Raw genomic sequence first — 11,814 nt, forward strand, 5'->3', positions numbered from 1 at the left:
TGTTTCTGTTTCTGTTTCTGTTTCTGTTTCTGTTTCTGTTTCTGTTTCTGTTTCTGTTTCTGTTTCTGTTTCTGTTTCTTCAGAAGCTTGTTGCTGTTCTTGGTCTAGTGCAATGACTTGAGCGACCTCTATTGAGGTCGTCGCGGCACCAGTAGGGGTGAGCTCGGGCGTCGTTAAAACGGTATCAGGTGAGGTATCCGCACTTAGCTGCTCGCCCTCACGCTCTTCATTAGAGTCTACTGATGCAGGAGAGTCATTCAGCGAAGTATCGGTTTTCGTATTGGTGGCATGCATAGGTACTGCCACTTGGACATCGTCTTCATCTGCGTTAACGTTATCCACGACACCATAAATCCCCGCGGTTGCAATGCCAGCAAACGCTGCCGTTGCCATAAAAATGCGTTTCCAGTGCCATTGATAGGTCACCGCTGAGGGCTTTGAGGGTTGCTTACTCACCGACGTTTTTATGACAATCTTTTGTGACATTGCTTTGCTCCTGTATCTGTCACCAGTACCTTATACCACTTAATATTAATCACTCAGTCTCGTAATTAACCAAGCGCGAATAGCTTTTAATTCTTCAAGACATACCTGATGCTCCATTGGGTAGTCTTGCCAGCTCACTTCATAACCTTGCTGTTGTAACGTGTTAAGTGCATGCTCACCTGCAAACATAGGTACGACAGGATCAGCACTGCCATGCGCCATAAAAATAGTGAGCTCGCTTTGCTGTGCTTCTGCGCTGAGCTTTTCAGGCACACACATATAAGTCGATAGTGCCATGACACCAGCCAATTTAACAGTTAAACGCGGTGCAAGATGGAGCGCAATCACCCCCCCTTGAGAAAATCCAGCTAAGACAATGCGGTTAGCTGGGATACCTTTATCTAGCTCTGCCTGAATTAACGCTTCAACCTGAGCTGATGAGTCTCGCACACCTTGCTCATCCGCTCTTTTATCCAGATCAAATGATTTAATGTCATACCATGCACGCATCAACATGCCACCATTTATGGTGACCGGCTGCTGTGGTGCATGTGGAAAAATAAAGTGTGCACCCAATTCCTCAGGCAGGTTTAACTCAGATGCAATAGGTAAAAAGCCGTTGCCTGAATCACCTAATCCATGGAGCCAAATAATACTCGCTTTATGTTGTCCTTTGGCAGGATAATCTACAAACTCCAACATTAATCGTGCTGCCACTCTATTGCGATATTTGCTTGCTTCGTCGCCGCGTCGCTCATAAATTGCCAAAACTCAGCACCTGAGCGATTATCAATCCACTGATCGCCACGCAGTTCAAAGTGATGACCATTAAACTTAGTCGCCACCCAGACTTGGTGCAATGGTGCTTGTTTGTTAATAACAATTTTGCTCTTGTCAGGGAAAATAATCTCTAGAATTCCCGATGCTGATTCGTAATCTAAATCAGCGTCACAATCATCGATCTGCTCTTCAATAGTCAACATTAGCGCATCGGCTAACTCATGATATTCACTTTCTGTCATCGTGATTTCCTCTTACTGACGCACTGCGGCATGGTGCCTAAGCTTAACTCGCTATTTGAGCAATTTGATGAAGACGAAATTTCAATAGCGAAAAGCTGCTTTTTTTATCAATTCTGTTACTCTGCGATTATAAAGGCACTGACACGAATTATCTAATGAAAGCGACACCTTATAAATTTAGCGTAACGGCACTTGTTTTTACTACTTTAATCGGATTATCGGGTTGCGGTCAAAGCGGTCCGCTTTATTTGCCTGAACAACAGGCTAAAAAATCAAACCAACCGAAAGCAGCACAAGCAAACCAGCCTGAAGCAGAACAACAGGAGCGTTAAAATGGATTATTTCAATTATCAAGATGGCGAACTATTCGCTGAAGATGTCGCCATAACCACTATCGCTGAGCAATATGGCACTCCTTGCTATGTCTACTCGAAGAAGACTTTAGCACGGCACTATCACGCTTTTACGGACGCCGCAGCTGGTCATCCCCACTTAGTGTGCTACGCAGTAAAGGCGAATTCAAATATCGCCGTGCTGAACGTCTTGGCTGAGCTTGGTTCTGGTTTTGATATCGTGTCGAAGGGTGAACTTGCACGAGTGCTAAAAGCAGGGGGAGATCCTCGAAAAGTCGTTTTTTCTGGCGTTGCGAAAACGGAAGATGAAATCGCGTTTGCACTCGAGACTGGGATTAAATGCTTTAATGTTGAGTCGATTGCGGAGCTTCACCGCATCAGTGAAGTGGCAACCAGACTGGATAAGATTGCGCCAATTTCATTGCGCGTAAACCCAGATATCGATGCAAAAACTCACCCTTACATTTCAACTGGGTTAAAAGAGAACAAATTTGGTATTGATATCAAAGCCGCATTTGATGTTTACCAGCTAGCTTATGCCCTACCGGGTTTAAAAGTGGTTGGGATCGACTTTCATATCGGCTCTCAGTTGGTTGAGGTTAATCCATTTTTAGCGGCGTTAGATAAAGTGCTGGCTCTAATCTCTCAACTTGAAAAAGCGGGGATTTACTTGCATCACCTCGATATCGGTGGCGGTCTTGGCGTGCCTTATGACGGTGAAAAACCGCCGCATCCGAGTGCTTATGCTGCAGAGATTAAAGCACGATTGGCGCAGTTCAATGATCTAGAACTCATTTTTGAGCCAGGTCGTGCGATTGCTGCCAATGCCGGTGTGTTGGTGACTAAAGTCGAATTTATTAAGCCAACCGAGCATAAGCATTTTGCCATTGTTGATGCTGGCATGAACGACATGCTGCGCCCATCGCTTTATCAGGCTTGGCAAAATATCGTGCCTGTCATACCGCGAGATGATGTTGACGCGATAACTTACGACGTGGTTGGCCCAGTCTGTGAAACGGGTGACTTTCTAGGTAAAGACCGAGTACTTAAAATAAAGGCTGGCGACTTGTTAGTACAGCGCAGCGCAGGCGCTTATGGCTTTACCATGAGTTCAAATTACAACTCTCGCCCCCGCTGTGCGGAGGTCATGGTTGATAACAACCAACACCATCTAATCCGCCAAAGAGAGCCGTTAGAATCTCTGTGGCAATATGAACAACTACTGCCACAATAATCGACTTGGATACATCCTTGGGATGCAAAACAAGGCTTAATGTCAAGCCCGCTTCCCTAGCCGAAGTATCCATGGCAAAGTATTAGTAAAGTGAGGCCATGGTTTTATACCAAAAGATAACCACTCTATGTTTATAAACTTTTCAAAAATGCATGGTTTAGGCAACGACTTTGTGGTGATAGATAATGTCACCCAAAATGTGTTTTTGTCTCGAGACCAAATTAAGAAGTTAGCAGATCGCCACTTTGGAATTGGCTTTGATCAGCTATTGATGGTTGAAGCGCCTTATTCCCCGGACTTAGATTTTCATTACCGTATTTTCAACGCCGATGGTAACGAAGTTGAGCAGTGTGGTAACGGTGCTCGCTGTTTTGCTCGTTTTGTTCGCATGAAGGGCTTAACGAACAAACACAAAGTTTGTGTCTCTACAAAGGGCGGCAATCTCACCCTTTATACCGAAAAAGACGGCCAAGTTACCGTGAATATGGGCAAACCAAACTTTAACCCACAAGCCATTCCATTTCGTGCAAACAAACAAGAAAACACCTATATTTTAAGAGCCGACGAACATACGGTGTTTTGTAGCGCGGTTTCTATGGGCAATCCTCATGGCGTGATTATTGTCGATAGTGTAGAAGCCGCTGAGGTAGCGACACTTGGACCGCTCCTTGAACACCATGAACGTTTCCCACAAAAGGCCAATATTGGCTTTATGGAAGTAGTTTCTCGTGAACACGTTAAGCTACGTGTTTGGGAGCGCGGCGCTGGCGAAACGCTTGCCTGTGGCACAGGAGCATGTGCTGCCGTAGTTGCAGGCATAATGCAAGGCAAGTTAGAAGAAACCGTTAGGGTCGACCTACCAGGTGGCAGTCTTCAAGTACGTTGGGGCGGCCAAGGTCAAGTAGTGAAAATGACCGGACCGGCGGAGCATGTTTTTGATGGGCAAATCGCAATATGACCATAAAAGAAGCAAATTCGACTGAACAATTAGTCATTGAGTACCTGCGCAAGCATCCTGATTTTTTGCTCAGACACCCTTATGTGCTATTGGATTTGCAGCTACACCACCAGCAGCAAGGGCTCCCAAACCTTGCTTTGCACCAACAGCGGATGCTCCGCGACGAAGTCAACTCACTACAGCAGCAGATCAAAGACATGGTCCATTATGCAAAAGCCAACGAGCTGATTTTCAAGCAATTGAGTGAATGCCAATTGGCTATCATGCGTTGTACAGAGTTGAGTGCAATCAATCATACGTTAGCACAGCGCTTTGAGGACCACCCGGACATCCAAGCATGTAAACTCATCAACATCGATGATACGCTTTTGGAACTAGTGTCAGCTAAACTGAGCAGTAACAACTGCTACTTAGGACGACTCAGCCAGTCACAAGCTGAACTCTTGTTTGCTGGTATTGAAGTGGGCTCGGTGGCACTTTACCGCGTTGATGCGTCGGACAAAGGTCGCTTTATTCTGGCCTTTGCTAGCCCCTCACCAGAACACTTTTCGCCACAACATGACAATATGTTGATCACGGCTTTTATTCAAACATTATCGCTTAAGCTCGAAGCGCTGGCATGAGCCTAACACCACTATCGGAAGATTGGACGCAACCAGTAACCGCCTTTATGGCACACTTGCGCCACGAAAAGCACTACTCAGAACATACACTAACTCAATACAACACTCAGCTTATTCAAGCAGCGCAGTATTTTTGTGACCACGCCTCTTGTTGGCTAGAAGTCAGTGGCGAGCAAATTCGCCGCTACAGCATGAAGCTTCGCGGTCAAAATTACAGCCCAAGAACCATCAACCTTAAGCTCAGTTGTATTCGGAGCTTATATAAATTTCTCAAGCTCAAGTCACAATCGCAACAGGCTGTCGTCAATCCCGCGCAAGGGATCCGAGGGCCTAAGTTTCAAAAGCCACTCCCAAAGAACCTTGATGTTGACCAAATGGGGCAACTTCTCGAAATTCAGGCAGATGATGCGCTTGCCATTCGTGATAAAGCCATGATGGAATTAATGTACTCTAGTGGTTTGCGATTAAGCGAGTTGGTTGGTGCAAACCTATTGGACGTCAAAGACGGTGAAATACGCGTGCTTGGTAAAGGCGGTAAGGAGCGCGTTGTGCCTGTCGGCGGTAAAGCGCTAAACGCGCTAGCTGATTGGCTCAAAATAAGGCCGCAATTTGCAACATCGGAAGAGCCTGCGCTTTTTGTGAGTAAATTAAAACGCCGGATCAGTCCTCGCCATGTCCGCGCAAGAATGAAAGAATGGGGTCTGAAACAAGGAGTTAGTACACCTATTCATCCCCATAAACTGAGGCACTCGTTCGCCAGCCACATGCTAGAATCCAGCGGTGACTTACGCGCGGTACAAGAGATGCTTGGGCATGCCAGCTTATCAGCCACTCAAGTCTACACCCATTTAGATTTTCAACATTTAGCAAAAGTGTATGATAGCGCTCACCCAAGAGCAAAAAAGCAAAAAGACGAGTAACAATGCGATTCAATAAGCCCATTTCAGACATTGCCGCCATCAGTTTTGATTTAGACGATACGCTATACGATAACAGGCCTGTTATCATTGCGGCTGTTAACGCCATGACAGCGCACCTGAATACTATTCCCGAGTGGCAAGCGAGGGGGCAATCATTCTGGTCTCAATGTCGAAGCGAAGTGCTCAAACAAAACAGTGCACTTGCAGAAGATGTGACAAAGTGGCGTCAAGTGGCACTTGAGTGGGGCTTCACAGCACTGGGATTTGATGCCGCAACAAGTAAACAGCGCGCACTACAGGCCTATCAAGCCTTTGCCGATGCCCGCAGTAATATCATTGTCAGCGACGCCGTCATCAACCTGCTTGCTCAGTTACGCAGCCAATATCACATCATTGCTATCACTAATGGTAATGTCGAGATAGATAAGTTCAATCTTCGCGATAGTTTTGACTTAGTGCTTCGCGCCGGAATTGATGGCCGCGCCAAACCTCACCCTGAGCTTTACCAGCTTGCCTGCCAGCATTTTAACCTTGCACCACATCAACTTCTGCATGTTGGCGATAGCTTAGATACAGATGTGCAAGGAGCACACCGTGCCGGCTGCCCTAGTGTTTGGCTTCGCAATCAATTTGTGCCATACCAGTACAAAGGACTAGCCAATGTGGAAATCGATGACATACAAATGTTAAAAAAGATGATGTAATGTTTCCTTTCATGCGGTTGCATTCGGTGCTTGAATAACGTACTAATATTGACTTCCAAAAAACGATAATAATGGAAGTGAAATATGTCATCACAGGACACAACAAGTGATACAGGCTTTTTTGGTCATCCAAAAGGCCTACAGACTTTGTTTCTCACCGAGATGTGGGAACGAATGAGTTATTACGGCATGCGTGCCATGTTAGTACTTTTCATGACAGCCACCTTACAGCAAGAAGGTCTTGGCTTCACCGTTGCCTCCGCTGCCGCAATATATGGCCTCTATACTGGTTCGGTTTATTTCTTAGGCCTACCGGGAGGCTGGATAGCAGACCGTTTATTAGGTGGCCAACGTGCGGTTTGGTACGGCGGCATTATCATTATGTGCGGCCACATCATTCTTGCCATCCCAAGTCAATTTTCCTTTTTTGTTGGCCTTATCTTTGTTGCCAGTGGAACCGGTTTATTAAAACCCAATATTAGCGCTATGGTTGGCCAGCTTTATAACGATGAAGATAACCGCCGCGACAGTGGCTACGCGATTTACTATATGGGGATCAACCTTGGGTCTGTGATCGGCTATGCGGTATGTGGTTACTTTATGGAAAACGTTGGTTGGCACTGGGCCTTTGGTGCAGCCGCGGTAGGCATGGCAATCGGTTTAGTCAATTATCGCCTAACAGACAAACACATCGCTACCGTTGGCAATGCGCCAACTAACCCAATGACGGGAAGTCAAAGTACTAAAGCTTGGGGGGCGATAGCTATAGTTATTACGGCTGTTGCAGCAATAACGGCAGCGGCGTTTATAGGTGTTTTTGTGATTAATCCTGTAGAGCTCGCAAAATATGTTGCGATTGCTTTTACTGTCACATTCTTTTTGTATTACGGTTATATCTACTTTGGCGGTAATCTTGATGCCGATGAAAAGCGCCGGATGTGGGCACTGTTTTTGGTTTGCGTTGCGTCCACTTGTTTTTGGTCTGGTTTTGAACAAGCAGGCTCATCGCTTAATCTATTTGCCCGCGATTACACCGACAGATTAGTAGGCAGTTTTAGTATTCCAACCGCTTGGTTCCAATCAGCCAACGCTTTTTTCATTATCGTGTTATCTCCTTTCTTTGCTGCGCTATGGATTAACTTGGCTAAGCGGATGATCACGCCAACCTATAGCGTGAAATGTGCGATTGGCCTTATCATCATGGCGAGCGGATTTATTGTGATGTTTTTCGCTTCCCAATATGCAGCCCAGGGCCTGCAAGTGGCGCCAATGTGGTTGATCACCACTTACTTTCTGCACACTGTGGGTGAGCTTTGCTTAAGCCCTGTGGCGTTAAGCGCAGTAAGTAAGTTATCTCCCAAGCGTTTTGCAGGGCAAATGATGGGGGTTTTCGTACTGACTTACTCAATTGGTAATATCTTCTCGGGTCTGCTCGCCGGTAGCTTTGATCCGAATAATATCGAAGACTTACCCAACCTGTACCTTCAAATTGCACTATTTACTATCGGTATTGGTGTATTTGTCGGTGTACTTGGCCTAAAAACCAAGCATTGGGAAAAGCAATCTGAAAAGCCGCTGACAGAGCAAACGGCTTAGATAAAATGCAGATGTAGGAGTGATAACTTCTACATCTTCTCAAATTCAGCAGAAACAAGCTGACCATCATAAGATTTGAAATGACCAACCCACTGCTTAGCAGTGACCTCAATTGTGCCGTAAAAGTCCTCAATATCTCCTATCAAAGAGGCTTTGTTTTCAGGGTCTAAATAACGTACTCCATAAAATTCCCAAGGTGAAAGCACGCTTTTCATATCAGCAAGTCCAATTAGATTTGCATTAGATAGTGACCAAGATTCAAGTAGTTTGACCGAAGTCACCTTTCCAAGCTTATTTAATTCAACTAGCTGGTTACAGCCAGTGTAAAACACCGTTTTTGCATCCACGTTCTGCCATTGAGCTAGACTTTGCTGGTGCTGCTTTACAAACTCGTCTATATCACTTTGACCTTTATAACAGCTAAGTGCGACTGGTTTGGTGACATTAAATTCACCAACCTGTAGGCCAGAAAGCTTAGTCTTTGGCTCTTTGGTGTATTTTCCCTCTTGATAAAATGTCGCGCCGGAAAAATCGCTTTTAATAGCTGCTACCATCTTTTCGCTCAATGCAGCATTTGTGATTTCAATGGCTTCGCCTTGAATGTGACTTGCTAGGTTAATGTCGTAAATATTAATGAGATTGGCGAGACTTGAAGGCAACAGATTGAAAGCATATTGATAGCCTACAAACCGATTATTTTCGAATAGCAACGCATGATTTCTGCCAATGGTTGCAAGCTTTTGCCGTGCGTTGAGTGGCCAAACTAATGTAAAACGCCCAACTTTTTTCTCAGCAACAGCATAGGTATCGCCCAACTCAATACCAAAGACTTGTTTTTGGGATATTACCGTATCATCAACTTGCGTTGATTTACGCACAAACGCATTACGGTTTGGGTCTATTTCCACGTTAAAGGTAATTCGTTGAGTTTTACCTGAAAACGATGTGGCGGTTATCATGTCATAGTTTTTAGCGGTGATGACTTCCGAAGTCTCACAGGTAGTAACTGGGTAAGCGACAATACGACCAGAAACATTCACTTCTTTAGAGGTGTCTTTAAGACGCTCTTTAAGCACCACTCTATCTACGATAACACCATGCGGATAAGCTTGCGCTTTAGTCGAAAGCATCTCGAATAGCTTCAACTTTACATCATCGCTCAACTCACCTGCTACTTTTCGAACTTGCCTACTACTTGGGTCTCTGCCTGCAACTGCATAAATTGAGTCAGAACTTTGGGTAAATAACTCTATTGGCTGAGCCGATTCATCAAGCCGACATTCACTTCCTTTCATAAATATCTGTGTTGCATTTACTGATGTAGACAACATGCACATGCTTAACAACTTAACTTTATTATTCATTCTTGTTCCCTGTTTAATTAGTTATCATTTAACTTAACGTAAATCGACACAAACCTGTAGTTTTTCATTCGCCTTTGCTACTGTACTGACTCGTTCAAAAAGGGGTTCCATAATCTATGTCCAAAGTTATGATCACCGGCGCAACCGGCCTGCTTGGCCGCGCACTCTGCCAAGAGCTAAGTAGTACTCACGAGATTCTAGGGTGTGGCTTTAGCCGAGCAGCCGCACCACTTCACAAGCTTGATTTGGCTGACCACAATTCGGTTTTAGATTTCTTAGATAATCATAGCCCTGAGATACTTATTCATGCCGCAGCAGAGCGCAGACCAGAACAATGTGAACAAGACCAAGCGGCAACGCTTGCGCTCAATGTTGCAGCAACCGAGTTCTTAGCCCAAGCCTGCCGCAAAAGAGATATTCGATTTTTCTTTATTAGTACTGACTATGTGTTTGACGGCACCTCAGCACCTTACGTTGAAACAGATATCACTAATCCTGTGAACTTCTACGGCCAAACCAAGCAAGCTGCGGAGCGTGCCATACTGGCGGATAGCGCATTACACACCATAGTACGAGTGCCAGTTTTATACGGCGAGGTAAAAACGCTGGAAGAATCTGCGGTAACCATTATTGCAAAACAGCTGTTAGCCAACCCTGCTTCAAGTCACGACCACTGGGCTACTCGCTACCCAACCCATGTCAGTGATATTGCACTAACGCTCAAAGATATTATCGCACAGCCTAGCCTTGGTGGGATTATTCATATCAGTGGCAATCAAGCATTCACTAAGTATGAAATGGCGCAGGTCATGGCGCAGGCTTTGCAGCTACCGACGCAAGATCTCGTACCGCTGAGCCAACCGAGTGACGATGCCACAAGACCACAAGATTGCGCTCTGAAAGACACAAGGTTGATTGATTTGGGGATTTCTCACCAACGCGATTTTGCCACCGCAATAGCTGAAGTGCTCACAAAACATATATGACGCTTACAGTAGGTCATTACGGCCAAAGGGTACTTCCAGCGTATTATCATCTGCTGATACTGGGTGCCCTATCATTTCGTCATAAGCACTTTGATGCCTAATCACCATTTCTAGGTAGCTAATATCAAGCAGACGTTTTTGAATTTGCAGCGGGTTGTGTGCTTTTAAAAATTCGCCATTTTCTTCCGTGACATAATATTCCACGTTATTAATAAGCACGCTGACTTGATAAAGCGCTAAATCAATGGAATGCACTATTACCTTTTGCAGCGGTTGATGCTGTTTTAACTTTGAAAACGCAATGGCCATTGATAGTCTCCCATGCATAGATCCAAACAGTTTGTTGCCCTACAATACGCGCTGTTATCTCTTTTTGATCATGTGAATGTCTATGTCCTATCCGATGCGTTTGGCTAAATATCTCAGCCACTGCGGTGTTTGCTCTAGGCGACAAGCGTCTCGCCTAATTGATACAGCAAGAGTGACTGTAAATGGCCGCTTGGCCAATCACATAGATCATATCAATTTGACCGATTGCATTATGGTCGATGGTGAACCGGTCGCGCCGCCACAAGCGAGAAGACTCTTTGTTTACCATAAACCTGTTGGTATAGACTGCAAAGTAAACCCAGATGACCCTGCCAGTATCTACCATGTACTACCAGAGTCATGTCGTGTGTATCCAATAGGTCGGTTAGATAAAGACAGTCGAGGATTACTACTCCTCACCAATGATGGGGCACTGTGTCAGCAATTAATCCACCCAGACCATCATCAAGAGAAAGAATATGAGGTGCAAGTTGATAAGCCTCTGGACCCAGATTTTTGCCTTAAAATGGCAGCCGGCGTGCCAGTGAAGGGGCAAATAACCCTGCCCTGTACTGTTGAACAAATCGCTCATGACCGCTTTAAAATAGTGTTACGCCAAGGGCTCAATCGCCAGATTAGAAGAATGGCACATTACTGTGGTTATCGGGTTATCGATTTATACCGAGTGCGTATTGCAAACTTAGCATTGACACAATTGGATGTTAACTCTACTGAAGTGAAAGAGATTTCAGCAGAGTTAATTCAGTTGACCTAAGTGTGGAGTCACGCAAAGAACGACTACAAACCACACACCACAATAATGGCAATGGCACAGCCAAGTCCGAGCGCCCATACGATAGAACGCAGCACATCAATATTCGCCCAATACAGCACACAATACAGTGCTCGTGCGACAATATGTCCGATGGCTAGCCATTCGACCAGAGGAGTATAGGTTTGGGTGCCGAACGCAACGGCCAAGGCGACAGCAAAAACAGCTAATGATTCAAAGCAGTTTTGATGCGCAGCCAGCGCTCTTGCTCCAAGCCCTGTCAGTTTCTTTTGCTGTTCACGTGGGTGCTTGTTGTCATAGCCCCCTTCTTTGTTCATCGCTACTGCCACAGGAATTTTGGCAAAATAAGGTAGTAAGATGGCAAGAATTGCACAGATGATTAGTATACCCACAAGATACTCCTTCAACCTTTTGATTATTCAACTCAGTAGAGCAGAATAGCGTTAAAAAGAAAAGCCATAAGTGG

At 45.2% G+C, this 11,814-nt stretch carries 14 protein-coding genes and 1 pseudogene; 9 read left to right on the forward strand and 6 right to left on the reverse strand.

The window, feature by feature from the left end; translation table 11 throughout:
- The 3 genes and pseudogenes from DRB05_RS00905 to cyaY all read right to left on the reverse strand — a co-directional run.
- Nucleotides 1-486: pseudogene (locus DRB05_RS00905) on the reverse strand (hypothetical protein); the annotation flags it as partial.
- Between the two features lie 45 nt (nt 487-531).
- Entirely contained in the window at nt 532-1,188 is a 657-nt protein-coding gene (locus DRB05_RS00910) for an alpha/beta fold hydrolase (RefSeq protein WP_128725269.1), read from the reverse strand.
- On the reverse strand, nt 1,188-1,508 hold the full coding sequence (cyaY, locus tag DRB05_RS00915; RefSeq protein WP_010378141.1) for an iron donor protein CyaY: 321 nt from the start codon (nt 1,506-1,508) through the stop codon (nt 1,188-1,190). Before cyaY ends, DRB05_RS00910 begins: the two co-directional genes overlap by 1 nt.
- 155 nt (nt 1,509-1,663) lie before the next feature.
- Between cyaY and DRB05_RS00920 the strand changes: the two genes are divergently transcribed.
- The 7 genes from DRB05_RS00920 to DRB05_RS00950 all read left to right on the forward strand — a co-directional run bounded on the left by DRB05_RS00920 (nt 1,664) and on the right by DRB05_RS00950 (nt 7,896).
- Nucleotides 1,664-1,840, forward strand: coding sequence for a lipoprotein (locus tag DRB05_RS00920; RefSeq protein WP_010604229.1), 177 nt, complete (start codon nt 1,664-1,666; stop codon nt 1,838-1,840).
- 1 nt (nt 1,841) lies between these two features.
- The gene (gene lysA, locus DRB05_RS00925) at nt 1,842-3,095 is read left to right on the forward strand and encodes a diaminopimelate decarboxylase (RefSeq protein ID WP_128725270.1); all 1,254 of its coding nucleotides are present in this window, start codon (nt 1,842-1,844) and stop codon (nt 3,093-3,095) included.
- Nucleotides 3,096-3,222: 127 nt separating this feature from the next.
- A complete protein-coding gene (gene dapF / locus DRB05_RS00930; RefSeq protein ID WP_128725271.1) occupies nt 3,223-4,053 on the forward strand; it encodes a diaminopimelate epimerase in 831 nt (276 codons plus the stop codon).
- Nucleotides 4,050-4,676, forward strand: coding sequence for a DUF484 family protein (locus DRB05_RS00935; RefSeq protein WP_128725272.1), 627 nt, complete (start codon nt 4,050-4,052; stop codon nt 4,674-4,676). Before dapF ends, DRB05_RS00935 begins: the two co-directional genes overlap by 4 nt.
- Nucleotides 4,673-5,596, forward strand: a complete 924-nt coding sequence (locus DRB05_RS00940) for a tyrosine recombinase XerC (protein WP_128725273.1) — start codon at nt 4,673-4,675, stop codon at nt 5,594-5,596. The genes DRB05_RS00935 and DRB05_RS00940 overlap by 4 nt, the downstream gene beginning before the upstream one ends.
- 2 nt (nt 5,597-5,598) lie before the next feature.
- On the forward strand, nt 5,599-6,300 hold the full coding sequence (locus DRB05_RS00945) for an HAD-IA family hydrolase (protein WP_128725274.1): 702 nt from the start codon (nt 5,599-5,601) through the stop codon (nt 6,298-6,300).
- Between the two features lie 84 nt (nt 6,301-6,384).
- The gene (locus tag DRB05_RS00950) at nt 6,385-7,896 is read left to right on the forward strand and encodes a peptide MFS transporter (RefSeq protein ID WP_128725275.1); all 1,512 of its coding nucleotides are present in this window, start codon (nt 6,385-6,387) and stop codon (nt 7,894-7,896) included.
- Between the two features lie 29 nt (nt 7,897-7,925).
- Here DRB05_RS00950 and DRB05_RS00955 read toward each other — a convergent pair whose 3' ends face one another.
- Nucleotides 7,926-9,260, reverse strand: a complete 1,335-nt coding sequence (locus DRB05_RS00955) for a hypothetical protein (protein ID WP_128725276.1) — start codon at nt 9,258-9,260, stop codon at nt 7,926-7,928.
- Between the two features lie 116 nt (nt 9,261-9,376).
- Between DRB05_RS00955 and DRB05_RS00960 the strand changes: the two genes are divergently transcribed.
- Nucleotides 9,377-10,246 carry an SDR family oxidoreductase gene (locus DRB05_RS00960; RefSeq protein WP_128725277.1) on the forward strand — a complete coding sequence of 290 codons (870 nt, stop codon included), beginning with the start codon at nt 9,377-9,379 and terminating at the stop codon, nt 10,244-10,246.
- Between the two features lie 3 nt (nt 10,247-10,249).
- Here DRB05_RS00960 and DRB05_RS00965 read toward each other — a convergent pair whose 3' ends face one another.
- On the reverse strand, nt 10,250-10,555 hold the full coding sequence (locus tag DRB05_RS00965) for a DUF6482 family protein (protein WP_128725278.1): 306 nt from the start codon (nt 10,553-10,555) through the stop codon (nt 10,250-10,252).
- An 82-nt stretch (nt 10,556-10,637) separates the two neighbouring features.
- On the opposite strand from DRB05_RS00965, the gene DRB05_RS00970 reads away from it, so the two are divergent.
- The gene (locus tag DRB05_RS00970) at nt 10,638-11,330 is read left to right on the forward strand and encodes a pseudouridine synthase (RefSeq protein ID WP_128725279.1); all 693 of its coding nucleotides are present in this window, start codon (nt 10,638-10,640) and stop codon (nt 11,328-11,330) included.
- A 23-nt stretch (nt 11,331-11,353) separates the two neighbouring features.
- Here the strand turns inward: DRB05_RS00970 and DRB05_RS00975 are convergent, their stop codons facing one another.
- Nucleotides 11,354-11,740, reverse strand: a complete 387-nt coding sequence (locus DRB05_RS00975) for an MAPEG family protein (RefSeq protein WP_039491002.1) — start codon at nt 11,738-11,740, stop codon at nt 11,354-11,356.
- Nucleotides 11,741-11,814: the final 74 nt, after the last annotated feature.

Origin of the sequence: Pseudoalteromonas sp. A757 (genome assembly GCF_004103285.1) — a bacterium.
GTDB classification, from domain to species: domain Bacteria; phylum Pseudomonadota; class Gammaproteobacteria; order Enterobacterales; family Alteromonadaceae; genus Pseudoalteromonas; species Pseudoalteromonas galatheae.